Source organism: Brachymonas sp. KE5 (genome assembly GCF_057773645.1).
In genome coordinates, this window is record NZ_CM173463.1 from 2237493 (window position 1) to 2262512 (window position 25020).

Below are 25020 nucleotides of genomic sequence, written 5' to 3' on the forward strand. Positions count from 1 at the left end.
CCGGCGGCCCGTCTGCAGGTTGAACATACCCTGTCTTCTTGACGGTTAAATTACGTTGACGTAAACGTCAATACCGCGATTGTGCCAGCAAATCAGCGCCAGTGCAGCGCAACGTCATCGAGTTTTGCAACGACCTGCTGTGCGCCGGCAGACAGCAGTTGTTCCGGTGACACAACGGGATTACCCGGAAGGCACAGTCCGCACACCGTGGCACCGGCGGCCACGCCGGCACGCACGCCGGTGACGGTGTCCTCGATCACCAGGCATTGGTCCGGCGCGACCTGCAGCCGGTCCATGGCTGCCAGATAGACATCGGGATGGGGCTTGCTGCGCGGCATGTCGTGGCCGCTGAAGATCCGCCCATCAAACCAGGGCAGCAGGCCGGTGTGGGAGAGCTGCAGGCCGATCTTGTCGCGATCGGCGCCCGAAACGCAGGCGATCTGGCCACCCGTGAGCGCATGGGCCTGCCGCACCAGTTCGGCGGCGCCGGGAATGGCCTGCAGATGCGCGCGCAGGGCCACGTCGCGCCGCGCCCAGAAACTGTGCAGCCACTCGGTGGTGAAAGGCTGGCCGGTTTCGCACTCGATGCGGGCCGCCTCGTCCTTCGTGGCCTTGCCGACGAAGATCTGCATGCACTCCTGCAGTGTCATGCGCCAGCCGCGCTCGTCCAGCATGTCGCGCAGCACACCCATGGTGAGCGGCTCGCTGTCGACCAGCACGCCGTCGCAGTCGAACAGGACGGCAGCGAAACGGATGCGCGGGGGATTCACAGCATGTCTCCATCGACGTAATACCAGCGTAGCACGCCCTGATCGTCTGCCTCGCGCACAAAACGGCTGCGTTCATGCAGGCGGATGGCGCGGCCCTGCAGGCGCGAACGTGCGACGAACTCGACCTCGGCATGGGTGGCATCGATGATGCGATGCTGCCGCACTTCCAGGCCCAGCCATTTTAGGCCGGGCTCGAAATCCAGTTCGGCGGGACGGGTGGAGAAATGCCAGGTGGCCAGCAGGTAATCGGCACGCTGCTGCACGAAGGCGGTGTAGCGCGAGCGCATGAGGGATTCGGCATCGGGGGCCGGAGTGTTCCAGTCAGCCAAATAGCGCTGGCAACAGTCGCCGACTACCAACGCAGTTAGTTTTCCAGCATGACGCCCACATGGACATAGGAGTCGCTTTCCTTGATCTGTGCTCACTGAATTCCTATCGATCATGACCCTGGTCATTCAGCAGCACGTAGCTGCAGTTCAAATCGGCTCGGACGACCTGTGAGCAGCGTACACCCCACCACATCAACCTGTCCCATATAAACAAAATCGGAATGGTGCTTTTCACGATAGAAGAGATGAATCTCATCACCCTGCCGTTGAGCACACTGCATACGCTCTTCAGCGAAGTGATCGTTTGGCCCCTCCCAATGCAGCACCGCTCCTACCAAATAATCGCGGTACTGCTCAGACGAGCTCTGCTTATCTTGCGTGACAAACAGAATGATCTTGTTATCGCCCTTAGGAGTCACAACGCCACGCGCAATGGCCTGATAGCTTCGATAGCCCCAAAGGCTCGCTAACTCTTTACGCGAGTAATGCTGATTCGGAACGATTCTGGCAAACGACACCATTAGCTTTCCCCCTTGCAGGCATTCTATCGGTCACCACGCAAAGCCACCCGAAGCAAAGAGGGCACAGCGAAACTACACGCACAAAAAAACCCTTCCACGTACAACGTGAAAGGGCTATCCCTCACGACGCAGAATGCTTACAGCGAACGCGTAATGATGATCTTCTGCACGTCGCTGGTGCCTTCATAGATCTGGCACACACGCACATCGCGGTAGATGCGCTCGACCGGGAAGTCGGCCGTCACGCCGTAGCCGCCCAGGGTCTGGATCGCCACGGAACACACCTTCTCGGCGGTTTCGCTAGCGAACAGCTTGGCCATGGCCGCTTCGCGCAGGCAGGGCTTGCCGGCGTCGCGCAGGCTGGCTGCGTGCCAGATCAGCTGGCGTGCGGCCTCGAGCTGCGTGGCGCAGTCGGCCAGACGGAAAGCCACGGCCTGGTGCTCGATGATCGGCACGCCGAAGGCTTCACGCTCCTTGGCGTACTGCACGGCAAAGTCCAGCGCGCTGCGGGCCATGCCTACGCTCTGCGAGGCGATGCCGATGCGGCCGCCTTCCAGCGCGGACAGGGCAATCTTGTAGCCCTCGCCTTCCTGGCCGATCAGGTTCTCGGCGGGAATGCGGCAGTTGTCGAACAGAATCTGCGCCGTGTCGCTGCTGTGCTGGCCCAGCTTGTTCTCCAGGCTGGCCACTTTCCAGCCGGGGTTGTCGGTGCTCACCATGAAGGCGCTCAGGCCCTTCTTGCCGGCGTTCTTGTCGGTGACGGCAATCACCACGGCCGCCTGACCGTTCTTGCCGCTGGTGATGAACTGCTTGGTGCCGTTGATGACGTATTCGTCGCCTTCCTTCACCGCGGTGGTGCGGATGGCGGAAGCATCGGAGCCCACGTGCGGCTCGGTCAGGCAGAAGGCGCCGAGGATGTCGCCGCGGGCAGCGGGCACCAGCCATTGCTGCTTCTGCGCCTCGTTGCCGTACTTCATCAGGATGGCGTTGTAGGGGCAGTTGGTCACGGAGATGGCCGTGCTGGTGCCGCCGTCACCGGCCGCGATTTCTTCCAGCACCAGGGCCAGCGTGACATAGTCCAGACCGGCGCCGCCGTATTCTTCCGGCACGCAAATGCCATAGGCACCCAGCTCGGCCAGGCCCTTGTGCGCTTCCTTGGGGAAGCTGTGCTCCTTGTCCCACTTGGCGGCGTTCGGCCACAGCTGTTCCTGGGCAAAGGCGCGTACCGCTTCGCGGATCATCTCCTGGTCTTGTGTCAGTAGCATGGGGATTCCTTATTGATTTTTTGAAAACAAACGGTCGTGATGCCGAGGGCAGCCTGCATCACCATGTATCGTAAGCGACGCCATCGCGATGGACAAAATGTCCCGATGATGACAATGTGATTTGCGTCAAGTTCCGCCGCAGTGCGGCAGCACTGTCCTCTGCCGACAACGGGGCCGAGGGGCCGCCCATGTCGGTGCGGACCCAGCCCGGATCCAGGCAGACCATGGCCGCGCGCGGATAGCTGTGGCGCGCCGAAGCCACCGCCATGTTCAGCGCTGCCTTGCTCACGCGATACAGCCACCAATCGCTATCGGCGGCCTGCGTGATGTTGCCGAGCCCGCTGGAAATGAACCCGAACACGCCGCCCTGTCCGTTGCGCCCCGCCTCGACCAGGGGCGCCACCTGCGGGATCACCTGCATGGCACCCAGCACATTGGTGTGCATCACACGGTCGAAATCGTTTTGCGTGGGCGGGCTGGTGGCATCGGCGCGGTGGCCGACGCCAGCCACGTAGATGGCCACATCCACCGACTCGCCATCGAGCTGCCAGGCCAGGCCGCTGACGCTGGCCGGCTTGGCCACGTCCACGCGCAGGATCTGCTGCACACCCGCCTGGTGCAGGTGTTCGGCGCCGGCATCGCTGCGTGCCGTGGCAATGACACGGTCGCCGGCCGCCGCATACTGGCGCGCCAGTTCCAGGCCGATGCCGCGCGAGGCGCCGATGATGACGATGGTGGACATGGGAGGGCTCACGCAAGGCGGGCATGCCGCAGCATGCCCGCCCGTTCTGGTTCTGACCGGAATTACACCAGTTCCAGACAGACGGAAGTGCCTTCGCCGCCGCCGATGCACAGCGTGGCCAGGCCCTTCTTCAGGCCGCGCGCCTTCAGGGCGTGGATCAGCGTGACCATGATGCGGGCACCGGAAGCACCGATGGGGTGACCCAGGGCGCAGGCGCCGCCGTTAACGTTGACCTTGTCGTGCGGCACGTTCAGTTCCTTCATCAGGGCCATGGGCACCACGGCGAAGGCTTCGTTCACTTCCCACAGGTCCACATCCTCGACTTTCCAGCCGGCTTTTTCCAGGGCCTTCTGGCTGGAGTACACGGGAGCGGTGGTGAACCAGTTCGGTTCCTGCGCAAAGGTGGCCGAGCTGACGATGCGGGCCAGCGGCTTGCAGCCCAGTTCCTTGGCCTTGCTCTCGGTCATCAGCACGATGGCGGCAGCGCCGTCGTTGATGCTGGAGCTGGCGGCGGCGGTGATGGTGCCATCCTTCTTGAAGGCGGGCTTGAGCGTGGGGATTTTGTCGATCTTGATCTTGCCCGGACCTTCGTCGGTGTCGACCACGCGCTCGCCCTTGCGGTCGGCCACGGTCACGGCAGCGATCTCGTCCTTGAAGGCGCCGGCGGCGATGGCGTCCTGTGCGCGCTGCACGCTGGCCATGGCGAACTTGTCCTGGTCTTCACGGGTGAAGTTGTACTTCTCGGCGCACTCTTCGCCGAAGGTCCCCATGCTGCGGCCGGCTTCGTAGGCGTCTTCCAGGCCGTCCAGCATCATGTGGTCATACACCTTGTCGTGGCCGATGCGGTAGCCGCCACGGGCCTTCTTCAGCAGATAGGGGGCGTTGGTCATGCTTTCCATGCCGCCGGCCACCATGATGTCGGCGTTGCCGGCAGCGAGGGTGTCGGCCGCCATCATGACGGTCTTCATGGCGGAGCCGCACACCTTGTGCACGGTGACAGCGCCGGTGGACTTGGGCAGGCCGGCCTTGATCACGGCCTGGCGTGCGGGAGCCTGGCCCTGGCCAGCCATCAGCACGTTGCCGAAATACACTTCGTCGACCTGCTCGGGCTTGATGCCGGCCTGCTCGACAGCGGCCTTGATGGCCACGGCGCCCAGATCGCTCGCCGCCAGATTGGCGAAATCGCTCTGGAACGAGCCCATGGGGGTGCGCTTGGCGCCAACGATGACAATGGATTCAGCCATTTCAAGTTCTCCTGAGGTTAGGTTAACGGGTCTTGCGCTCGAAGCGCTTGTCTTGTTCATACGGGAACACGTCCAGCACTTCGCCGCGCTGGATGCGCTCCTTGTGCGCCTGCCAGAACTGCGAATCCAGCAGGTCGGCATGGTGTTTCATGAAAACCTCGCGCACGGCATCATTGCCGAGCAGGAAGGGACCGAAGGTTTCCGGAAACACGTCCTTGGGGCCGACGCTGTACCAGATTTCTCCGGACATTTCATCTTCCTCGTTGCGCGGTGCCGGCACCTTGCGGAAGTTGCAGTCAGTGATGTACTCAATCTCATCGTAGTCGTAGAAAACGACCTTGCCATGACGGGTGACGCCGAAGTTCTTCCAGAGCATGTCGCCAGGGAAGATGTTCGCAGCCACCAGATCCTTGATCGCATTGCCGTATTCGACCACCGCATGCTCCATCTGGTGACGCGAGCGACTGGTTTCCATGCCGGCGTCGAAGGCTTCCTGCAGGTACATGTTGAGCGGGATCATGCGGCGCTCGATGTAGATGTGCCTGAAAATCACCTCTTCCTCGCCATCGTCGTCGAGATCGGCGATTTCCATCTGGCTCGGGGCGAACTTGCGGATCTCCTCGATCAGGTCCTCGTCGAAGCGGTCACGCGGGAAGGCGATGTTGCGGAATTCGAGCGTGTCGGCCATGCGGCCGACACGGTCGTGGTGCTTCACCAGACGGTACTTGGACTCGATCAGCTCGCGCGTGGTTTCCTTCTGCGGCGGATAGTAGTCCTTGATGATCTTGAACACGTAGGGGAAGGACGGCAGGTCGAACACCAGCATCACCATGCCCTTGATGCCGGGGGCAATGCGGAAGTTGTCGGTGCTGTGCAGCAGGTGGAACAGGAAGTCGCGGTAGAACAGCGTCTTGCCCTGCTTGGCCAGCCCCAGTGCGTTGTAGATTTCGGCGCGCGGCATGCCGGGCATGAGGCTGCGCAGGAACTGCACGTAGGCGCTCGGCACCTCCATGTCGACCATGAAGTAGGCGCGCGAAAAGCTGAACAGCGCGCGCATGTCGTTCTCGCCGTGCAGCACGGCATCGATGTAGAGCTTGCCCTCGTGGTTGAACAGGATGGGCAGCGAGAACGCCACCTCGCGGTAGCTGTTGACGATCTTGCCCACCACGTAGGCACCCTTGTTGCGGTAGAACAGGCTGCTGAGCACCTGGATCTGGAAATTGGCACGCAGCTTGACGTCGCCGATCTGGTGCTTGAGCACCTCGACCACGCGGGTGATGTCACGCTCCAGGTCTTCGTAGGGAACGTGCAGGTTGTAGTCGGTGAGGATGGTGCGGATCGCGTCGTGCAGCTGCTCGAACTTGGGATAGTAGGCACGGAACGACGGGTGCAGCACGTCTTCCTGACACTCGATGTACTCGGTGCTGATGGCCGGCAGGATGAACAGGAAGTCGTTCCTGAAGTGGCTGTGGTGCAGGATGGTGGTGGTGACCGAGTTGAAGAAGGTTTCGGCCAGCTCGGGCTGGTGATGGTTCACCAGCAAGCCGATGTAGAACAGCTTGACCTGCTGCCACACATTCATGGGCAGCTCGTGGGCACGGAATTCGCGCTCGAGCCGCATGATGCATTCGTCCACCCGCAGGTCGTAGAACTCGATGCGGTCCCGCTGGGCGCGCTGTTGCGCGTGCCAGTCCTGCGTCTCGAAGCGGTGCTTGGCACGCCCCGATTCGGAACGGAACAGGCGATAGTGACGGTCGAAACCGTCCAGCATCGCCCTGGCAATTTCATACGCCTCAGGTGCGTCCAGTCGTTGGGGGAACATCGTGTCTCCGTGCATTTATGGTGGTTGTATTAACCTTCCATTATGCGCAGTATCGGCTGTCCCAGCTCTCCAGTGCCTGCTTGTAGACGGGCAGCAATTCATCATTGCCGCCACAGGTCATGCGCATGTCGTTCACCAGGCCGTCGCTGATGCCGTAGACCCAGCCGTGCAGGGTCACGTCCTGGCCACGGTTCCAGGCATCCTTCATGACGGTGGTCTGCGCCACGTTGACCACCTGCTCGATGGCATTGAGTTCGCACAGCGCATCGAGCTTGCGCGCCTCGGGTACGCGCTGCATGCGCTTGAAGTGGCGGTCGGCCACGTCGCGCACATGGCGCAGCCAGTTGTCGGCCAGGCCCACGCGCAGGTCGAACAGCGCCGCCTTGACGCCGCCGCAGCCATAATGGCCCACCACCATCAGGTGCTTGACCTTGAGCTGGTCCACCGCGTACTGGATGGTGGACAGGCAGTTCAGATCGGTCGGAACCACCACGTTGGCCACGTTGCGATGCACGAACACCTCGCCCGGAGCCAGACCGGTGATCTGGTTGGCCGGCACGCGACTGTCGGAACAGCCGATCCACATGTATTCGGGATTCTGCTGTTCCATCAGGCCGGTGAAGAAGCCGGGACGCTTCTTTTCCATTTCGGCTGCCCACTGACGGTTGGCCTCGAACAGGTTTTCCAGCTTGTCGCGTGCGGGTAAGGTGGGGGTATCGTTCATCGCAGTCCGGTTCAGAGAAAAATGGCCGCAGTGCCTTGCAGCAGCTGCGCCATGAAGGGGGAAAAATTACATGGTTTCGGCGAACAGCTCGCGGCCGATCAGCATGCGGCGGATTTCGCTGGTGCCGGCACCGATTTCGTACAGCTTGGCATCGCGCCAGAGGCGGCCCAGCGGGTATTCGTTGATGTAGCCGTTGCCACCGAAGATCTGGATGCCGTCGCCGGCCATCTTGGTAGCCATCTCGGCCGTCCACAGGATGACGGAGGCGCAGTCCTTGCGCACCTGGCGGGCGTGGCCGCCACCTAGGGAATCCAGGTTCTTGCCGATGGTGTACAGGAAGGAGCGGCCGGCCTGCAGCACGGTGTACATGTCTGCCACCTTGCCCTGGATCAGCTGGAATTCGCCGATGGACTGGCCGAACTGCTTGCGGTCGTGGATGTAGGGCACCACGTTGTCCATCACGGCCTGCATGATGCCGACCGGGCCGGCAGCCAGCACGGCACGCTCGTAGTCCAGACCGCTCATCAGCACCTTCACGCCACCGTTGAGTTCGCCCAGGATGTTCTCGGCCGGGACTTCCACGTCCTGGAACACCATCTCGCCGGTGTGGCTGCCGCGCATGCCCAGCTTGTCCAGCTTCTGGGCGGTGGAGAAGCCCTTCATGCCCTTCTCGACCACGAAGGCGGTGATGCCGCGCGCGCCCAGCTCGGGCTCGGTCTTGGCATAGACCACCATGGTGTCGGCGTCGGGGCCGTTGGTGATCCACATCTTGCTGCCGTTGAGCAGGTAGTAGCCGCCCTTGTCCTCCGCCTTGAGCTTCATGCTCACCACGTCGGAGCCGGCACCCGGCTCGGACATGGCCAGCGCACCGATGTGCTCGCCGCTGCACAGCTTGGGCAGGTATTTCTGCTTCTGTGCCTCGTTGCCGTTGCGCTTGATCTGGTTCACGCACAGGTTGGAGTGCGCGCCGTAGGACAGGCCGATGGAGGCGCTGGCGCGGCTGATTTCTTCCAGCGCAATCATGTGCGCCAGGTAGCCCATGTTGGTGCCACCGTACTCTTCGGGAACGGTCATGCCCAGCACGCCCAGCTCGCCGAACTTCTGCCACAGGTCCATCGGGAACTGGTCGGTACGGTCGGCTTCGGCCGCGCGCGGGGCGATTTCAGCCTGGGCAAAGGTGTAGACGGCGTCGCGCAGTGCGTCGATGTCTTCGCCAAGCTGGAAGTTGAGTCCGGGCATGTTGCTCATGAAATGTCTCCTGTGGGTTCTCTATGGTTGGTAGGAATGATCCGGCAGATTATATGACGTTGACGTAAACGTCAATGACAACTTGCTGACAGCCGCACACTGCCCTGCAGCTACGGTATATCACTTTTTGATGGCACGTTCGTTGCCGGCATTCATCATGCGATTGAGCAGCGTGCGGGCTTCCTTCTCGTGGGCCTTGACCTCCTCGAGGTTGGCCTGGATTTCTCCCAACTGGATTTCGAGCTGGCGGCGGTGCGTGGCCAGGGTGTCGAGATACAGACGCATCTGCGGCAGCGTGTCGCGCGGGCTGTCGTACAGGTCGATGATCTGCTTGGCCTCGCTCAGGCTGAAGCCCAGGCGCTTGGCACGCAGCGTGAGCTTGAGTCGGGTCCGGTCGCGCGGGGTATAGACCCGCACACGGCGCCCTTCGCCGGTGCGCTGCGGCTGCAGCAGCCCCATGTCCTCATAGAAGCGGATGGCACGCGTGGTCAGGTCGAACTCCTTGGCCAGATCACTGATGGAATAGGTTACCCCTGTAGCCACGAACTGTCTCCCGAAGATGTGGGTGGGATGCCATACAAAAAGGCATGCTCACGATGTTGTTTTTGCATCGGATATTGTAGGGCCGCCGCTGCCCGCAGGGGAGAAAACAGGCGCCTGCGCTCTGCTACCGGTCTGCATGAAAGGCTTGCATTTAACTGAATTATTCAATGAATTCATCAGCTTATCATGCGGGCATTCGGCAAATCCACCACAAAATTGTTGCCATGGTGTCCAGATGCAGTTATTCTCGGCCGTCATGAAAAACACATTCCTTATCAAGAACAGGAGTGATGTGCTGCGTACCTTGTGCCTGGCCGCCGGTCTCGGCATGAGCAGCATGCTGCTGGGAACGGCCTGGGCACAGCCCGCCGAAGCCCTCTCCACTCCCCGGATTTCCGCCCAGCCGGCCGCTCCCGCCGGCGAGCCCTTCTCCTCCACCCCGCAGGCCGAGCCGGAGGTGTTTTCGGAAACAGCCCAGCCGGCAGTGGCCATGCCCGCCGCACCCAGCTTCTCCCGGGATGCCCGCGTGGCCCAGGAAGGCAAGCGCAAGAGCCGTCGCAACAGCCAGCGCCCCGCCTATGCCGCGCCTGAAGTGGCCGACATCGGCCCAGGCATCGGCAAGCCGACCGAACTGCTGGCTGACGCCGAGGGCGCCTCGTTCCAGCAGGGCAAGGCTTCCTGGTATGGCGATCAGTTCCACAACCGCCTGACGGCCAATGGCGAGCGCTACAACATGAATGCCATGACGGCGGCGCACAAGACGCTGCCTTTCGGCACCATGGTGCTGGTGAAAAGCCCGGATACCGGCAAGTCGGTGATGGTGCGCATCAACGACCGTGGTCCCTACGTGCATGGCCGCATCATCGACCTGAGCCGCGCCGCAGCCACCAAGCTGGGCGTGAAGAACCACGGCGTGTACCGCGTGATGCTGTACAAGGCACGCAAGGACGGCAAGCTGCAGCGCATTGCGCAAGGCACGGAAAGCTGAGCCTTCCCGCCGCCCTCCCCGATCAAGCCCTGCCGATGCAGGGCTTTTTCGTGGGCCTTACGCCGCCAGCCACACCGGCAGGCGACACGCCTTGAGCTGCTGGCGCAGCAGGCGATAGTCGGGCAGGATGGATTCGACCAGTTGCCAGAAGCGCGCACTGTGGTTCATTTCTCGCAGGTGGCACAGCTCGTGCACCACCACGTAATCGATCAGCTCCGGGGTGAAGTGCAGCAGGCCCCAGTGCAGGCGGATGACGCCGCGTGCCGTGGCACTGCCCCAGCGCGTGCGGGCACTGCTGAGATGCAGCGACTGGCAGCGCACGCCCAGCAGGGACGAGAAATGGTCGATGCGCTGCGCGAAATGCTCCAGCGCCTGCTCGCGGAACCAGCGCTGCACGCTGTGGCTGATTTGCCGGGGCTCGGTGCCCGGCGGCAGCGGCACCGCAAGTACCAGATCGGTACCGAGGGCCAGGTGCGCCGCCGGGCTCCGGCGCGGACGCGCGCCGGCAGGCTCGGTCAGGACCAGGGGCAGAGCGCCGCCCAGATAGGGCAACAGCATGCCATGCTGCCAGTGCAGCACGTTCTGCTGGCGTGCCGGGTGCGAGGGATGGTGTTCGCGCAGCTTGCGCACGATCCAGGCGGCCTTGCGCTGCAGGATCAGCTCCACCTGGGCCAGCGGCAGGCCGCCCGGTGCGGTGACGACCAGCCCCTGGTCGGTGATGCGCATGCCCACGCTGCGCCGGCGTGCGCGTTGCAACAGATAGTGCACCATCTCGCCCTGCAGCAACAACTGGCCGCTGGGCGCGGGATGCTGCAGCAGCGGAGGCGTCTGTGCGTCGGGCGACGCATGCAGCAGGAGCGAGGACAACACGGCGTGCCGCACGACTGGCAATGACGGCGCTCAGGCCGCCAGGGTGCCCTGCCCCGGAGGCACCTGGACCCCGGGATCCTCGGGCTGCGGCTCCTGCCCGATCAGGTAATGGGCAAAGGCCAGCAGGTCGGGATGCTTGATGGTGTGCTGCGGGAAGGCCTCGTCCAGCGGACGGTCCAGCCATTGCTCGCCCTCGCCGGTACACACCAGATGCGGGATGCAGCCGGCGGCAGCGGCCGCCTGCACATCGCGCAGGGCGTCACCCACGCCGTGCACTTCGGACAGCTCCACCCCGTAGCGCTCGCCGATTTCCTGGAACAGGCCGGGCGCGGGCTTGCGGCAGTTGCAGGCTTCTTCCGGGCTGTGCGGGCAGAAGAACACGGCATCGATGCGCGCGCCCACGGCCGCCAGCTGCTTGTGCATGACGGCGTGGATGGCATGCAGCGTGGCTGCGTCCATCACGCCGCGGCCCACGGCCGGCTGGTTGCTGGCCACCACCACATGCCAGCCGCTGCGGTTGAGCAGCGCAATCGCCTCCAGCGCGCCTGGCACGGGCTCCCACTCCTCCGGTTCCTTGATGTAGCCCTCGCGGAAGACATTCAGCGTGCCGTCACGGTCGATGATGACAAGCTTGAGGTTGTTCTTGTTGCGACGGACCATGGCGTTTCTCCTGCTGGTGCGGCTACCGGCCTCAGACGGCCAGGCGGGCCAGATCCGCGACGCGGTTCATGGCATTGTGCAGCAGCTTGAGCAGGCCCTGACGGTTCATGCGCAACGCCGCATCTTCGGCGTTGACCATCACGTCGTCGAAGAAGGCATCCACCGGAGCGCGCAGCGCCGCCAGCGTCTGCAGGGAATCGGTGTAGCGGCCGGCGTCGAAGTGGGCATCAGCCTCGGGCACGATGCGGTTGACGGCGGCGAACAGGTCCTTCTCGGCCTGCTCCTGCAGCAGCATCTCGCTGACGTGGGCATCGACCACCTGGCCGGCATCGCCGGCTTTTTTCAGGATGTTGCCGATGCGCTTGTTGGCAGCGGCCAGCGCCTGCGCCTCGGGCAGCGCGGCGAAGACACGCACGGCCTCGAGGCGACGCGGGATTTCGCCCCAGGGCGGACGCACGGCAACCACGGCATCGGCTTCCTGGGCCGTAAAGCCCAGATCGCGCAGGTAGCCGCTGATGCGCTCGTAGATAAAGGCCTGCAGTTGCTGGTTGCTGGTTTCGGCCTCGGGCAGCAGGGTGCCGAAAGTGCCGGCGGCGGCGGCCAGCAGGTCGTCCAGCTTGAGCGGCAACTGCTTCTCGATCAGGATGCGGATCACGCCCAGGGCGTGGCGACGCAGCGCGAAGGGATCCTTGTCGCCGGTGGGCAGATTGCCGATGCCGAACATGCCGACCAGGGTTTCGAGCTTGTCGGCCAGCGCCAGCACGGTGCCGGTGTGGTTGCGCGGCAGCGCATCGCCGGCGAAACGCGGCTTGTAGTGGTCCTCGATGGCGATGGCGACGCCGTCGCGCAGGCCTTCGTGGCGGGCGTAGTAGTTGCCCATGGTGCCCTGCAGCTCGGGGAACTCGCCCACCATGTCGGTCAGCAGGTCGGTCTTGGCCAGTTGCGCGGCTTGCTGTACCTTGCTGTCGAGCACGTCGTATTCGTCCTTCGCCTCGACCGTATAGGGGTGCGTGGCCAGACGAAGCTGGTTGACGATGGCGTGGGCGATGCCGCGCACGCGCTCGCTGCGCTCGCCCTGCGTGCCCAGCTTGTTGTGGTACACGACCTTGGCCAGGCCGGGGATGCGGTCTTCCAGCTTCTTCTTGCGATCCTGATCGAAGAAGAACTTGGCATCGGCCAGGCGCGGGCGCACCACGCGCTCGTTGCCGCCAATGACGGCGCTGGCATCGTCCGGACGGATGTTGCTGACGACCAGGAACTGGTTGGTCAGCTTGCCTTCGGCATCCAGCAGCGGGAAGTATTTCTGGTTGGCCTTCATGGTCAGGATCAGGCATTCCTGCGGCACGTCGAGGAATTCCTTTTCGAATGCGCAGGTGAGCACGTGCGGGCGTTCGACCAGGGCGGTGACTTCGTCGAGCAGGGCTTCGTCGCTGATGGGGGCGCAGCCGCCGCCAATCCTGGCGGCCGCTGCACCGAGCTGGCTGGCGATCTCGGCCTTGCGCTCATCGAAGCTGGCGATGACGGCGCCCTGCTCGCGCAGCGTGGCGGCGTAGCTGTCGGCATCGGGGATCACAACCGGATCGACCTGCGCCTCGAAACGGTGACCGCGCGTGCTGTTGCCGGCACGCAGGCCCAGCGCCTTGACCGGCACCACGGTGCTGCCGTGCAAGGCCACCAGACCGTGCGCCGGGCGCACGAACTGCACGCTGCTCCAGCCGGGCAATTCGCAGTCGGTCTCGAGCTGATACGTCATCACCTTGGGGATCGGCAGTTTGGCGATGGCCTCTTCCAGCGCCTTCTGCAGGCCGGTGTCGAGGACGGCGCCGTCGACGATGCTGTCGTAGAACAGGGCTTCGGTCTTGCCGTCCTGCTGGCGCTTGAGCTGCGGCACCACGCTGGCGTCGGCACCGATGGCCTGCAGCTTCTTGAGCAGGGCCGGCGTGGGCTTGCCTTCCGCATCCAGGCCGACGCTGACCGGCATCAGCTTGAGCTGCACCGGCTTGTCGGCCGCCTTGGCGGCGACGCGCGTGATGTGGGCCGCCAGGCGGCGCGGGCTGGCAAAGGGGGTGACGACGCTGTCGCCATTGGCCAGACCCTGCGCGCGCAGCGAGGCCAGCAGGGAATCGGCGAAGGATTCGCCCAGCTTTTTCAGGGCCTTGGGCGGCAGTTCTTCAACAAACAGTTCGACGAGAAGGTTGGGGGTAGTCATGGGGTTCTTTCTCAGGCGGCCTTCTTGTCCAGGGTCTTGTCGATTTGCGCGACCCATTCGCGCGGCGCCATCGGGAAACCGAGGCGTTCGCGGCTTTCGTAGTAGGCCTGCGCCACGGCGCGCGCCAGGTTGCGGATGCGGCCGATGTAGGCGGCACGCTCGGTGACGCTGATGGCACCACGGGCATCCAGCAGGTTGAAGGTGTGCGCGGCCTTGAGCACCTGCTCGTAGGCCGGCAGTGCGAGTTGCTGCTCCATCAGGTACTGGGCCTGCTTCTCGTGCGCGGCAAAGGCGGTGAACAGGAAATCCGCATCGCTGTGCTCGAAGTTGTAGGTGGACTGCTCCACCTCGTTCTGGTGGTAGACGTCGCCGTAGCTAAGCGTGTCGGTCCACTTGAGGTTGTAGACGTTGTCCACGCCCTGCAGGTACATGGCCAGGCGCTCCAGGCCGTAGGTGATCTCGCCGGTGGCGGGCTTGCAGTCGATGCCGCCCACCTGCTGGAAATAGGTGAACTGCGTCACCTCCATGCCGTTGAGCCAGACTTCCCAGCCCAGGCCCCATGCGCCCAGCGTGGGGTTCTCCCAGTCGTCCTCGACGAAGCGAATGTCGTTCTTCTTCAGGTCGAAGCCGAGCGCTTCCAGGCTGCCCAGGTAGAGCTCGAGGATATTGGACGGCGCCGGCTTGAGCACGACCTGGTACTGGTAGTAGTGCTGCAGGCGGTTGGGGTTGTTGCCGTAGCGGCCGTCCTTGGGGCGGCGGCTGGGCTGCACATAGGCGGCCTTCCAGGGTTCGGGGCCGATAGCGCGCAGGAAGGTGGCGGTGTGGCTGGTGCCGGCGCCGACCTCCATGTCATAGGGTTGGAGCAGCGCGCAGCCCTGGGCGTCCCAGTATTGTTGCAGCTTGAGGATGATTTGTTGGAAGGTCAGCATTGCGTTCTAAACGTGCCCAAGCAGGGGCACTTTCTCCATTCTGCCCAACGAGGGGCGTTTTTCCCGGGACAGGAACTTCGCGCATTTGCCCAACCAGGGGCATTTCTTCTGCGGGACTCTAGGGATTTTAAGGGGGATTCCCGGCAGCCAGCCCCCGCGCATGGCGAATGCTGCCGGAGAGCGCATGCGGGTGGCGCCCTCCTCCGCGGCTCACTGGTCAGCGCCTGCGCGTTCCCAGCAGCAGCACACCGGCCGCCAGCAGGCCCAGCAGCCACAGCGGCGCCAGCCCCAGGCGCGCCGCCCACCAGGCAAACGGCGTGACGCCTTCGCGCCCCTGTACCTCGCCGGCCAGCACGGCACGCTGCAGGCGCGGCAGTTCCTGCTGCACATGGCCCGCATGGTCGATGATGGCGGTGGCGCCGGTATTGGTGGCACGCAGCATGGGCCGGCCCAGTTCGATGGCGCGCATGCGGCTGATGTGGCGGTGCTGGTCGATCGCAACCGTGTCGCCGAACCAGGCGATGTTGCTGACGTTGACCAGCACGGTGGGCGCCACCCCGGCCTCACCGAAGCTGGCGGCCAGTTCCTCGCCGAACAGGTCTTCGTAGCAGATGTTGGGCTGGATGCGCTGCTCCTGCCAGAGCAGGCGTGGCTGGCTGAGAGCGCCGCGCTGGAAATTGCCCAGCGGCATCTGCATCAGGTCGACGAACCACTGGAAGCCGAAGGGAATGAATTCGCCGAAGGGCACCAGATGGTGCTTGGCGTAGCTGTATTCGGGCAGCGCCGCGGGGGGCAGCGCCAGTTCGGCCTGCCGGGTGCCGCCGATGGTGCGCACGCCACCCGGCGCCATGCCGACCACGGCGTTGGCGTAGCCGGTGTCGGCATTGCCGGCCGGCATGCCCAGCAGCGCAGCCTGCCCGCCCTGGCCGAAGCGCTGCTGCAGCGCCTGCCAGTAGTCGGGCGGCAGTTGCTGGGGCAGCATGGGCAGTGCGGTTTCGGGGATCACCACCAGATCGGAGCGTGAAGCACCCAGCTGTTCGCCATACCACTGCAGCGCCACCAGTACGCCGCCGTTGGGCTGGAACTTCTCGTTCTGGGGGATGTTGCCCTGCAGCAGTTCCACGCGCAGCGGGCGTTCGCCGGCGGTACGCGTCAGGCCGGGATTGACCATCTGCTGCAGCACCAGTCCGAGGCCGACGGTGCCGAGGGCCAGCACCAGCGTGCCGCGCGGCGTGGCCGGGGTGGCGCGACGCGGCATGCGGCCGGTGCGCAGCTTCCACAGCATCTGCCCCAGCCCGGCAGCGAACCAGGCCGCGACGAAGCCGATGCCGTACACCCCCAGCCAGGGAGCAAAACCCGCCAGCGGGCCGTCGACGTGCGCATAGCCCGCAGCGCCCCACGGAAATCCGGTAAACAGCACGCCGCGGCACAGCTCTGCCAGCAGCCAGAGCGCCGCGAACAGCAGGCCGCCCCAGGGACGGAAGGGATGCGCGCTGCGCCAGGCGAGCCAGAGGCCGGCTGCCAGCGCGTAATACAGCGAGAGCCCGGCTGCCAGCAGTAGCACGGCGCCTCCGGCCAGCCAGGGCGGCATGCCGCCATAGGTGTGCATGGACACGTACAGCCACCAGAAGGTGGCGCACAGCCAGGCCAGGGCAAACAGCCAGCCACGCAGAAAGCCCGCACGGAAGGCGCGCCGGCGCGAAGCACCGCCCGGCACGGGCTGGCCGATCAGCCAGACAGCGCCCGCCAGCGCCAGCAACTGCAGCCACCACTGTGCCTGCCCGCTCCAGGGCCAGGCGACGCTGCCGGCATGCAGCACACCGGCCAGCATCAGCGCAGGCGCCAGCAGCCAGGCCCACAGGCCGGCTGCAGCCGATGTTGAAGGTTCTGCAGGCGCTGCCGGCGATGCAGTGGCAGCGCGCACGGCGCCTGCCTGGTGTTCAGGCTGCATCGGTTGCCACGGCCGGTGTGACCTTGAACCAGCGCACTGCCCCGTGCTGGGTGTGCATCACGATGAAGTTCAGGCCGGCCAGCGTGATGTATTCGCCGCGCTTGGGCACATGGCCCATTTCGTGCGCGATCACGCCGCCAATGGTGTCGAAGTTGTCGGCATCTTCCGGATCGCTGGTCTGCACCTCGACCTCGAAGTGCTCGTTGATGCGCTCGATCGGCGTGTCGCCGCTGACGCGGTAACTGCCATCGGCCAGCTTGAAGATGCTGCCCTCTTCCTCCGGCTCGTCGAACTCGTCGTCGATCTCGCCGACGATTTCTTCCAGGATGTCCTCGATGGTGAGCAGGCCGGCCAGACGGCCGAATTCGTCGATCACCATGGCCAGGTGGCTGCGCTTGGCGCGAAACTCGCGCAGCAGGTCGTTCAGGCCCTTGCTTTCGGGGATGAAGAGCGGCGTGCGCAGCAGCACGCGCAGGTTCAGTTCGGGGGCACGCTGCAGCTTGAGCAGGTCCTTGGCCATCAGCACGCCGATGATGTTGTCGCGCTCGCCCTCGTACACCGGGAAGCGCGAATGGGCGGTGGTGATGACGGTGCGCAGCAGCTCCTGGTAGCTCCAGTTGATGTCGAGCAGGTCCATGCGCTTGGCCGGCACCATCACGTCGCCCGCGGTGAGGTTGGCGATGCGGATCACGCCTTCAAGCATGATGCGGCTTTCGGCACTGATGACCTGGTTGTGCTCGGCCTGGGACAGCGTGTTGTACAGCTCCTCGTGCGAATCGGGACCCGGGTGCAGGAATTCGGCAATTTTTTGCAGCAGGCCGCGTTTGTCTTCGTGCCCTATGCCGGGCGCAGGCGATGATTCACTCACTGAGCTGTGCACCTATGGTGCGAAAGTTGCAATACATTCAAGCATACACAAAAAAAGGCCATCCCTGATGTCGGGATGGCCCTTGTCGCAAGCGGGCAGCAGACTGTCTGCCACGGCTGTGCAGGCGCGGCGCAAACGTGCTGCGCCCTGCGGATCAGCGCCCGTCCTGGGGACGGCTGGCGTTGGCGCCGGTGCGCAGATCGTGCAGGAAATCCAGGAAGGCCCAGAACTGGCGCACCTGCTGCTTGATGCGGTAGTCGGTACGGGCGACGCTGTCGTCGAGCAGTTCCTCGATGCGGGTGGCCACGGTGGCTTCGGGCAGCACCAGGTGCGCCTCGGCTTCGGAGCCGCTGCGTTCGACGATGGCGCCGGCGTTGCGGGCGATCTTGAGCATTGCCTTGTTCTCGGACAGGGCATGGATGAACAGCAGGTGGGCGCCACGGTTGCGGCAGTGCAGGATGGCACGGTCGAACAGCTGCTGGCCCAAGCCGCGGCCGCGTTCGGTCTTGTTCACCGAACCGCCGAATTCCGCGCACTCGCGATGCTGCGGATCTTCGGAATAGGCCAGGTGCGCCAGCGCCACCAGTTCCAGGTTGTTCTCGTAGACGCCGTACAGTTCATCGCGCGAGAAATCCAGGCTGTTCACGTAGCGCGTGATCTGCGCATCGTTGGCCATGTAGCCGAAGCGCAGGTAGCGGTCGCGCTCGTCCAGCGCCAGCAGATGGCGCAGGATGCGCTCGCGATGGCGCTCGGGTACTTCGCGGATGGGGGCATCGACGCGCAGCAGCGCCTTGTGCGCCGGCTTGTCGCCGGAGTTCTCGGTGGCGGTCAATTCTTCGGTCATCAGCATGGTCTATGCCTTTCTTCATGGTGGCTGCGCTGGCATGTGGGTTCTGCCAACAATTGCCTGCACTGATGGGTGCAGCATGAAACTTCGGGCGCAGTATACGGGTTTTCCCTGATGCGATCCAGCACTTTGTTGCACCGCAGCAAATTTGCCGGGACGGATGTAAAAAACGTGATCTGTCAAGCACTTGGCGGCTTTTGGCGCTTGCTTTCCAGACCACAAGGCAGCCTCTTGATTACGGCTAACTTACATTTATAACAACAAGATGACAGTTGCGAAAGACGTGTTTTGCATGCCCCTACCCATGCTCGGGAAAACCCTCGATTTCCGCGCGGCAATGGCCGCAGACTCCCCCTGCAACCGGCCCGCATGACCATCCGCCCCGATCAGAACGCACCAACAACAATGCCTGGAAGCCATAAGGCCATCCGGGCATGGAATCACGCAGGGCGGGGGTGCCGATGGCGCCCCCGCGCAAACAGCATCAGTTGCGCTCGGCGTACTGCTTCATCTTGATGGCGGCGGCAAGCAGGGCCACGCCACCCAGGGCCTTGATCAGGCCGGAGTGCTGGGAATAGAACTCGCTCAGCTGCTGGCTGATTTCCGGACGCCGGGCCTGGGCCTCGTTCACCACCGATGTGACATCGTCGGCAGACAGCTGGGCCACATCGGCGGCATCGACCTGGCTGGAGCCGGGCTTGAGCACCTTCTGCAGCACGCCGCCGGCCAGCGCCGTGGCGGCAGCCGGGCCCAGGGCCTGGATGATCTGGTTGATCAGGCCGGCCTGCTGCTGGTTGCTGGACTGGCCGAACATCTGGCCGACCAGGTTGCCGATGGAGGGGGTGTCCTTGGAGTCGAACGCCTCGCGCAGGCCTTGCGACAGCACGTCGGCCGGGGCCTGCTGCAGTTCGTCCACATGCTGGGGCTGCGGCTGGCTGTTCTGGCTGGCGGCATTGACAATCTGGGTGAGGGTATCGAGAAGGCCCATGGAGTGCTCCTTGTTGACTGTTGGGGATGCCTGCGGACCGGAAGCGGCCCGTGCTGTTGCATTATTTGCGCCGTTTCGTGGCAATTACAAGGCAGTCCGCCCGCTTGCTTATCAATGGTTACAACTGCGCGCGGGGCTGGCGGATTGACGGCGCGCAACCCCGGGCAAGGCCATCGGGGATGGTGAAGGGTCTTGCCGCCTTTCCCTGCGACAATAGCGGCCATGACTACTTCCGCCTTTGCACCGCTGTCCAACGACACCTTCCTGCGCGCCTGCCGCGGCCTTGCAACCGATTACACCCCGCTGTGGCTGATGCGCCAGGCCGGACGGTATCTGCCCGAATACCGCGAAACACGCGCCAAGGCAGGCAGTTTCATGGGCCTGGCTACCAATGTGGATTACGCCACGGAAGTGACGCTGCAGCCGCTGGAGCGCTTTCCGCTCGACGCCGCCATCCTGTTCAGCGACATCCTGACGGTGCCCGACGCCATGGGCCTGGGCCTGAGCTTCCAGCTGGGCGAAGGCCCGAAGTTCGAGCGCAATGTGCGCGACGAGGCTGCCGTGAATGCGCTGTCTGTGCCGGACATGGACAAGCTGCGCTATGTCTTTGATGCGGTGACCAGCATCCGCAAGGCGCTGAATGGCCGCGTGCCGCTGATCGGCTTCAGCGGCAGCCCCTGGACGCTGGCCTGCTATATGGTGGAAGGCGGCGGCAGCGATGACTACCGCGCCGTGAAGACGCTGATGTACAGCCGCCCCGATCTGATGCACCGCATCCTCTCGGTGAACGCCGACAGCGTGGCTGCCTACCTGAATGCCCAGATCGACGCCGGGGCGCAGGCCGTGATGGTGTTCGACAGCTGGGGCGGCGTGCTGGCCGATGGCGCCTTCCAGGCCTTCAGCCTGGCCTATACGCAGCGCGTGCTGGGTCAGCTCAAGCGCACCGGCCCGGACGGGCAGGACGTGCCGCGCATCGTGTTCACCAAGGGTGGCGGCCTGTGGCTGTCGCAAATGCAATCGCTGGATTGCGACGTGCTGGGCGTGGACTGGACCGTGAACCTGGGCGCCGCGCGCGAACTGCTCTGGAAGGATGGCAAGGGCAAGGGCCTGCAGGGCAACCTGGATCCCAATGTGCTGTTTGCGCCGCCCGAAGCGGTGCAGGCCGAGGCACGCAAGGTGCTGGACAGCTTCGGCAAGCCCCACCAGGGCGAAGGCCGCGGACCGACGCACATCTTCAACCTGGGCCATGGCATCAGCCAGTTCACGCCGCCGGAGCATGTTGCCGCGCTGGTAGAGACGGTGCACGGCCACTCCCGTGCCATGCGGCAGACCGCTATCTGATCCGGCTACCTGCCACACCCGCTACAGCCCCTTCCGGTTCCTGCCGGCAGGGGCTGTCTGCTTTGGTGTGCATGTACGGCCCGTGTTCCGCGCTACGGCTTGGCGGCCTCCCTTATACCGGGTTTTCGGGCCGTTCCACGCGGACTTGTACACATTTTTTTGCGGGCGGGAGGCAGCCCCGGCACTCCCTACCCGACTGTATGTCCGGGTTATGCAAGCGCACTCCATCCCCTTGATTTTATTCATGAATTCATAACCCGGCGATTTTTCCAAACAAGCTGCAAGCGCTTGATTTATCAAGGATAAGCCGGGTTGCGCACGGACTATGCACAAAGTTATCCACAGATTGCTGCACAACCCCGATATTCCCTGTGGTGACAAGTGCTTAGCGCCGGATGATGGTGGGAAGCTTCAGCAATCGCCCGGATCTTGCCCTTGACAGACCGGGAATTGGAAGGTCCGGAAACCCCTGAAATCTGGGGCTGTTCGGGCCCCTCACTGTTTACTTGTACACACCTTGCGTGGCAGTGCCCATGTTCCATCGGCAATTTTCAGGCCGCCCTGCAGAGTGCGGAAATCTTTCGCTAAACCGTTGATTTTGTTTGAATTCACGAAAATGCCTTATTTATGGGCAAGCTGTTGGAAGCCTTGCCCATCAAGGCTTTGGCGCATCCGTCCCAAAGCCATCCACAAAGTTATCCACAGTTCGTGTGGGCAGGAGATCATCCCCGCCAAAAGCCTTGTTTCATGCGGTTTCCAACAGGGCCCCCGCTGGAACCCGCATGCACGCTGGCTTGCAGCGCGGACCGGGCTGTAGGCCTTGTCTGACAAGGCTTGCAGCGGATGACTGGATGGAAAGACAGGGTTTTTTGCGGCCAAAACCGCAAATGTCACGCAACAGACATGCAGTTGTCCCCAGTCAGGCAACTGCAAACCAGGCAGGCGGGCGCAAGCGCACGGGTTGCCTGGCGCATTCCGTAAGTACTTGATTTTTAAAAGAACATCGGAAATGCCCGTTTTTCCGGCAGCCTGTACAAAGCCTTGCCCCACGCGGGTTTAGCGCACCCGTCCCAAAGTCGCCCACAAAGTTGTCCACAGACGCTGTGGGAATGTGGAAATCCCCGCTAGCCTTGCCGGCGCACGCGGAAGGCGCAGCTGATGCGGGGACCCACGCTGTCGCGCGTCTTGGGAATGCCGTGCTCGTGCGTGATCTGCGACGCGTGGCTCATGGCCAGCACGCTGCCCGGCTCGAGGCAGACCCGGAGCGGACGGTGGCTGCCGTCCTTGGCACGCAGCAGCATGTCGCGCGCGTGCCCGAGCGAGACCAGCACGATAGGCTGGCCGGGGGCCAGGTTGTGCAGGCGATCGTTGTGCATGGCCACGCTATCCTGTCCATTGCGGTAGAGGTTGAAACCGACGTGGGTAAATGGCGCCGGAACCAGCTCCTGCGCCAGTTGCAGCGCGCCCAGTACGGCGGGAATGACATAGGCTTCGGCCACAGGCAGGCTGGCGTGCAGGCGAGGCACGTCCAGCATGCGCTCGTACATCTGGCGCCGTTCTTGCTGCCAGGGCACCGCTTCGAGCAATTGCCGGAACCAGGCCTGCTGCTGCTCCGCCGAAAGGCGCGGCGGCCAGTAGCGCACGCCCTCTTCCGCACCGGGAATCAGCGTCAGCGGCTCGGCAGCGAACAGGCTGCCCTGGACAAGCCCGCACGAGGAGGATGGCGAGGAAACAAGGGAGAAGCGCTGCATGGGACTACCTGTCAACGGCCCGGGCTTTTGGAGACAGCTGGCAAAGGCCTTAAATACTGTATTTACATACAGTATATTTCCGTTCCCGATGCTCCGCAATCCCCTGCCACGGCAAGCTGCCCCTTTTTCACGCAGCGTCTTGAAGGCCACGGCTGGCGCGGCTTTCGACAGTTGTCCCTGCGCAGGCCCACATACTTGTCCACAGGATGTGTGGGTAGTTCGACACATTGGCCGCTGCGGAGCGGCGGCGCCGAACGGTTACAGTGCTGGCTATGGATTCTGCCCACCCTGCCGAGACAGCGCCTGCCCTGCCAGGCGGCAGCCTGCATGTGCTTCGGGTACTCGTCGCCTTGCCCGCGCACAGCCCGCTGTCGGCCACTCCCCTGCATTACACGCATAGCGAGCCGCTGCCTGCGGGAACGCTGGTGCGGGTGCCGCTGGGCGCGCGCGCCGTGCTGGGCGTGGTGTGGGACGATGTGCCGCTGCCGCAGCAGGAAGGGCTGCAACTGCGGCCGCTGCTGGAGGCGTTCGCCGCCCTGCCCCCGCTGGATACCGGCTGGCGCCGGCTGGTCGGCTTCACGGCGCACTATTACCAGCGCAGCATGGGCGAAGTGGCCCTGTCGGCGCTGCCGCCGCAACTGCGCGATCTCGATGGCACGCAACTGGCGCGCCGGCTCCGGAAGCTGGCTGCCGGCAAGGCCGCAGAAGCCGGCGCGGCAAGCAGCGCGCTGCCGCTGACGGAACAGCAACACGCCGCCCTGGAAACCCTGCTCAAGCCTTTCCCATCCGGCAAGGCCCCCCGCCCCTGCCTGCTGTTCGGCAGCACCGGCAGCGGCAAGACGGAGGTCTACTTGCAGGCCGTTGCCCGCACACTGGAGCAGGATCCTGCCGCCCAGGTGCTGGTGATGGTGCCCGAGATCAATCTCACGCCGCAACTCGAGCAGCGCTTTGCCGACCGCTTTCCGGCCGAGCGCATCGCTGCCATGCACAGCGGCCTGACGCCGGCGCAACGCCTGCAGGGCTGGCTGGCGGCGCATACCGGTCAGGCGCGCATCGTGCTGGGCACACGCATGGCGGTACTGGCCTCGCTGCCGGGCCTGCGCCTGATCGTGGTGGACGAGGAACACGATCCCAGCTACAAGCAGCAGGAAGGCGCGCGCTATTCGGCGCGGGATCTGGCGATCTACCGCGCCCACCATGCGCAGGCGCGCATCCTGCTGGGATCGGCCACGCCCTCGCTGGAGAGCTGGCACCAGAGCCGCCCGCCCGGCGATGGCGATGCCGGGGGGCGCTACCTGCGCCTGGCCATGCCGGCGCGCATCGGTGCTGCGCCGCTGCCGCGCGTGCGCCTGATCGACATGAACCACCAGCCGCGCCGCTGTGTGTTCAGCCCGCAATTGCTGGAGGCCATGGCCGGGCGCGCCGCCCGCGGCGAGCAAAGCATGGTGCTGCTGAACCGCCGCGGCTACGCCCCGGTGCTGCACTGCGCCGATTGCGGCTGGAAGAGCGAGTGCCCGCACTGCAGCGCCTACCGCGTGTTCCACAAGATCGACCGCACGCTGCGCTGCCACCACTGCGGTTTTACCGAGCGCGTGCCGCGCGCCTGCCCTTCCTGCGGCAATCTGGATGTGCAGACGCTGGGCCAGGGCACGGAACAGCTGGAGGAAGCCCTGGCGGCCGAGCTCCGTTCCCTGGCCCGGCCGGATGGCAGCCCGCTCGTGATCGCGCGCATCGACGCCGACACCACGCGCCATGCGGGCAGCCTGGAGCAGCAGCTGGCGCGCGTGCACAGCGGCGATGTGGACGTGCTGGTGGGCACGCAGATGATTGCCAAGGGGCATGATTTCCGCCGCATCACGCTGGTGGCGGCACTCAACCCGGACACCGCCCTGTTCAGCAGCGACTTCCGGGCGCCGGAGCGGCTGTTCAGCCTGCTGCTGCAGGCCGGGGGGCGCGCCGGGCGCGATGCCGCCATCGGCAGCACCAGCGAGCTGTGGGTGCAGACGCGCTTTCCCGCCCATGCACTGTTTGGCGCGCTGCAACGGCACGACTACCCGGCCTTTGCCGCACAGCAGCTGGAAGAGCGCGCTGCCGCCGGCATGCCGCCCTTCAGCTACCAGGCGCTGGTACGCGCCGAAAGCCGCGAACAGCAGGCGGCGCAGGACTTTCTCAATGCGGCCGGTGCCGCCGCGGCGGAGCTGCCCGAAGCGGCCGAAGTGTTCTGCTACCCCGCCATCCCGATGACGCCCCAGCGCGTGGCCAACCGGGAGCGTGCGCAGATGCTGCTGGAAAGCGGCAATCGCACGGCCCTGCAGCACTTCCTGCCGCAGCTGGCACACCAACTGCATGCCGGGCGTACGCGCGCCATCCTGCGCTGGGCGATTGACGTGGATCCGCTGGGCATATGACC

23 protein-coding genes are annotated in these 25020 nt (G+C 64.4%); 3 read left to right on the forward strand and 20 right to left on the reverse strand.

The genetic code is table 11. The features are described 5' to 3' along the window. Positions 1–92: 92 nt before the first annotated feature. The 11 genes from ACX36O_RS10580 to ACX36O_RS10630 form a co-directional block, all read right to left on the reverse strand. Positions 93–770: an HAD family hydrolase gene (locus tag ACX36O_RS10580; protein ID WP_488359756.1), complete on the reverse strand. Its 678-nt coding sequence runs from the start codon at positions 768–770 to the stop codon at positions 93–95. Next, complete coding sequence (locus ACX36O_RS10585; protein WP_488359757.1) at positions 767–1225, reverse strand: YchJ family protein; 459 nt, start codon at positions 1223–1225, stop codon at positions 767–769. The genes ACX36O_RS10580 and ACX36O_RS10585 overlap by 4 nt, the downstream gene beginning before the upstream one ends. Next, entirely contained in the window at positions 1222–1620 is a 399-nt protein-coding gene (locus ACX36O_RS10590; RefSeq protein WP_213361455.1) for a DUF3427 domain-containing protein, read from the reverse strand. The genes ACX36O_RS10585 and ACX36O_RS10590 overlap by 4 nt, the downstream gene beginning before the upstream one ends. A gap of 137 nt (positions 1621–1757) precedes the next feature. Then, positions 1758–2885, reverse strand: coding sequence for an acyl-CoA dehydrogenase family protein (locus ACX36O_RS10595; protein ID WP_091813238.1), 1128 nt, complete (start codon positions 2883–2885; stop codon positions 1758–1760). A 58-nt stretch (positions 2886–2943) separates the two neighbouring features. Further along, positions 2944–3627: an SDR family oxidoreductase gene (locus tag ACX36O_RS10600; protein ID WP_213361456.1), complete on the reverse strand. Its 684-nt coding sequence runs from the start codon at positions 3625–3627 to the stop codon at positions 2944–2946. Between the two features lie 62 nt (positions 3628–3689). Then, positions 3690–4871, reverse strand: coding sequence for an acetyl-CoA C-acyltransferase (locus ACX36O_RS10605; protein WP_213361457.1), 1182 nt, complete (start codon positions 4869–4871; stop codon positions 3690–3692). Positions 4872–4893: 22 nt separating this feature from the next. Then, a complete protein-coding gene (gene aceK, locus ACX36O_RS10610; protein WP_213361458.1) occupies positions 4894–6693 on the reverse strand; it encodes a bifunctional isocitrate dehydrogenase kinase/phosphatase in 1800 nt (599 codons plus the stop codon). Positions 6694–6733: 40 nt separating this feature from the next. Continuing rightward, on the reverse strand, positions 6734–7417 hold the full coding sequence (gene can / locus ACX36O_RS10615; protein ID WP_488359758.1) for a carbonate dehydratase: 684 nt from the start codon (positions 7415–7417) through the stop codon (positions 6734–6736). A 66-nt stretch (positions 7418–7483) separates the two neighbouring features. Next, positions 7484–8665 carry an isovaleryl-CoA dehydrogenase gene (locus ACX36O_RS10620; RefSeq protein ID WP_213361460.1) on the reverse strand — a complete coding sequence of 394 codons (1182 nt, stop codon included), beginning with the start codon at positions 8663–8665 and terminating at the stop codon, positions 7484–7486. 120 nt (positions 8666–8785) lie between these two features. After that, complete coding sequence (locus ACX36O_RS10625; RefSeq protein WP_213361461.1) at positions 8786–9208, reverse strand: MerR family transcriptional regulator; 423 nt, start codon at positions 9206–9208, stop codon at positions 8786–8788. Positions 9209–9256: 48 nt separating this feature from the next. Next, on the reverse strand, positions 9257–9466 hold the full coding sequence (locus tag ACX36O_RS10630; RefSeq protein WP_213361462.1) for a hypothetical protein: 210 nt from the start codon (positions 9464–9466) through the stop codon (positions 9257–9259). Between ACX36O_RS10630 and ACX36O_RS10635 the strand changes: the two genes are divergently transcribed. After that, the gene (locus ACX36O_RS10635; protein ID WP_488359759.1) at positions 9465–10196 is read left to right on the forward strand and encodes a septal ring lytic transglycosylase RlpA family protein; all 732 of its coding nucleotides are present in this window, start codon (positions 9465–9467) and stop codon (positions 10194–10196) included. The genes ACX36O_RS10630 and ACX36O_RS10635 overlap by 2 nt on opposite strands. Positions 10197–10253: 57 nt before the next feature. Here the strand turns inward: ACX36O_RS10635 and ACX36O_RS10640 are convergent, their stop codons facing one another. The 8 genes from ACX36O_RS10640 to ACX36O_RS10675 all read right to left on the reverse strand — a co-directional run bounded on the left by ACX36O_RS10640 (position 10254) and on the right by ACX36O_RS10675 (position 19518). Then, positions 10254–11066 carry a M48 family metallopeptidase gene (locus ACX36O_RS10640; protein ID WP_488359760.1) on the reverse strand — a complete coding sequence of 271 codons (813 nt, stop codon included), beginning with the start codon at positions 11064–11066 and terminating at the stop codon, positions 10254–10256. A 30-nt stretch (positions 11067–11096) separates the two neighbouring features. Next, a complete protein-coding gene (gene gmhB, locus ACX36O_RS10645) occupies positions 11097–11726 on the reverse strand; it encodes a D-glycero-beta-D-manno-heptose 1,7-bisphosphate 7-phosphatase (protein ID WP_488359761.1) in 630 nt (209 codons plus the stop codon). A gap of 31 nt (positions 11727–11757) precedes the next feature. Then, positions 11758–13935 carry a glycine--tRNA ligase subunit beta gene (glyS, locus tag ACX36O_RS10650; RefSeq protein ID WP_488359762.1) on the reverse strand — a complete coding sequence of 726 codons (2178 nt, stop codon included), beginning with the start codon at positions 13933–13935 and terminating at the stop codon, positions 11758–11760. 11 nt (positions 13936–13946) lie between these two features. Continuing rightward, a complete protein-coding gene (glyQ, locus tag ACX36O_RS10655; RefSeq protein ID WP_488359763.1) occupies positions 13947–14864 on the reverse strand; it encodes a glycine--tRNA ligase subunit alpha in 918 nt (305 codons plus the stop codon). Between the two features lie 217 nt (positions 14865–15081). Then, positions 15082–16815 carry an apolipoprotein N-acyltransferase gene (lnt, locus tag ACX36O_RS10660; RefSeq protein WP_488359764.1) on the reverse strand — a complete coding sequence of 578 codons (1734 nt, stop codon included), beginning with the start codon at positions 16813–16815 and terminating at the stop codon, positions 15082–15084. Continuing rightward, positions 16805–17683: a CorC family transporter gene (locus ACX36O_RS10665; protein WP_213361467.1), complete on the reverse strand. Its 879-nt coding sequence runs from the start codon at positions 17681–17683 to the stop codon at positions 16805–16807. The genes lnt and ACX36O_RS10665 overlap by 11 nt, the downstream gene beginning before the upstream one ends. A gap of 154 nt (positions 17684–17837) precedes the next feature. Further along, positions 17838–18533, reverse strand: a complete 696-nt coding sequence (locus ACX36O_RS10670) for a GNAT family N-acetyltransferase (protein ID WP_488359765.1) — start codon at positions 18531–18533, stop codon at positions 17838–17840. 481 nt (positions 18534–19014) lie between these two features. Continuing rightward, positions 19015–19518, reverse strand: a complete 504-nt coding sequence (locus tag ACX36O_RS10675; protein ID WP_488359766.1) for a hypothetical protein — start codon at positions 19516–19518, stop codon at positions 19015–19017. A 222-nt stretch (positions 19519–19740) separates the two neighbouring features. On the opposite strand from ACX36O_RS10675, the gene hemE reads away from it, so the two are divergent. Next, positions 19741–20859 (forward strand): uroporphyrinogen decarboxylase, encoded by a 1119-nt coding sequence (gene hemE / locus ACX36O_RS10680; RefSeq protein WP_213361473.1) that lies wholly within the window; start codon positions 19741–19743, stop codon positions 20857–20859. 1124 nt (positions 20860–21983) lie between these two features. Here hemE and ACX36O_RS10685 read toward each other — a convergent pair. After that, positions 21984–22610: an alpha-ketoglutarate-dependent dioxygenase AlkB family protein gene (locus tag ACX36O_RS10685; RefSeq protein WP_371687116.1), complete on the reverse strand. Its 627-nt coding sequence runs from the start codon at positions 22608–22610 to the stop codon at positions 21984–21986. 272 nt (positions 22611–22882) lie between these two features. On the opposite strand from ACX36O_RS10685, the gene priA reads away from it, so the two are divergent. After that, positions 22883–25018, forward strand: a complete 2136-nt coding sequence (priA, locus tag ACX36O_RS10690; protein WP_488359767.1) for a replication restart helicase PriA — start codon at positions 22883–22885, stop codon at positions 25016–25018. The last annotated feature ends 2 nt before the right edge of the window (positions 25019–25020 follow it).

Excerpts from the sequence above, each read along its gene's own strand:
- ACX36O_RS10595 (WP_091813238.1), bottom strand. The coding sequence starts at position 2,885 with ATGCTACTGACACAAGACCAGGAGATGATCCGCGAAGCGGTACGCGCC.
- ACX36O_RS10670 (WP_488359765.1), bottom strand. The coding sequence starts at position 18,533 with ATGCTGATGACCGAAGAATTGACCGCCACCGAGAACTCCGGCGACAAG.
- can (WP_488359758.1), bottom strand. The coding sequence starts at position 7,417 with ATGAACGATACCCCCACCTTACCCGCACGCGACAAGCTGGAAAACCTG.
- glyQ (WP_488359763.1), bottom strand. The coding sequence starts at position 14,864 with ATGCTGACCTTCCAACAAATCATCCTCAAGCTGCAACAATACTGGGAC.
- ACX36O_RS10605 (WP_213361457.1), bottom strand. The coding sequence starts at position 4,871 with ATGGCTGAATCCATTGTCATCGTTGGCGCCAAGCGCACCCCCATGGGC.
- hemE (WP_213361473.1), top strand. The coding sequence starts at position 19,741 with ATGACTACTTCCGCCTTTGCACCGCTGTCCAACGACACCTTCCTGCGC.
- ACX36O_RS10675 (WP_488359766.1), bottom strand. The coding sequence starts at position 19,518 with ATGGGCCTTCTCGATACCCTCACCCAGATTGTCAATGCCGCCAGCCAG.
- gmhB (WP_488359761.1), bottom strand. The coding sequence starts at position 11,726 with ATGGTCCGTCGCAACAAGAACAACCTCAAGCTTGTCATCATCGACCGT.
- ACX36O_RS10685 (WP_371687116.1), bottom strand. The coding sequence starts at position 22,610 with ATGCAGCGCTTCTCCCTTGTTTCCTCGCCATCCTCCTCGTGCGGGCTT.
- aceK (WP_213361458.1), bottom strand. The coding sequence starts at position 6,693 with ATGTTCCCCCAACGACTGGACGCACCTGAGGCGTATGAAATTGCCAGG.
- lnt (WP_488359764.1), bottom strand. The coding sequence starts at position 16,815 with ATGCAGCCTGAACACCAGGCAGGCGCCGTGCGCGCTGCCACTGCATCG.
- ACX36O_RS10590 (WP_213361455.1), bottom strand. The coding sequence starts at position 1,620 with ATGGTGTCGTTTGCCAGAATCGTTCCGAATCAGCATTACTCGCGTAAA.
- ACX36O_RS10585 (WP_488359757.1), bottom strand. The coding sequence starts at position 1,225 with ATGACCAGGGTCATGATCGATAGGAATTCAGTGAGCACAGATCAAGGA.
- glyS (WP_488359762.1), bottom strand. The coding sequence starts at position 13,935 with ATGACTACCCCCAACCTTCTCGTCGAACTGTTTGTTGAAGAACTGCCG.
- ACX36O_RS10635 (WP_488359759.1), top strand. The coding sequence starts at position 9,465 with ATGAAAAACACATTCCTTATCAAGAACAGGAGTGATGTGCTGCGTACC.
- ACX36O_RS10620 (WP_213361460.1), bottom strand. The coding sequence starts at position 8,665 with ATGAGCAACATGCCCGGACTCAACTTCCAGCTTGGCGAAGACATCGAC.
- ACX36O_RS10600 (WP_213361456.1), bottom strand. The coding sequence starts at position 3,627 with ATGTCCACCATCGTCATCATCGGCGCCTCGCGCGGCATCGGCCTGGAA.
- priA (WP_488359767.1), top strand. The coding sequence starts at position 22,883 with ATGGATTCTGCCCACCCTGCCGAGACAGCGCCTGCCCTGCCAGGCGGC.
- ACX36O_RS10630 (WP_213361462.1), bottom strand. The coding sequence starts at position 9,466 with ATGACGGCCGAGAATAACTGCATCTGGACACCATGGCAACAATTTTGT.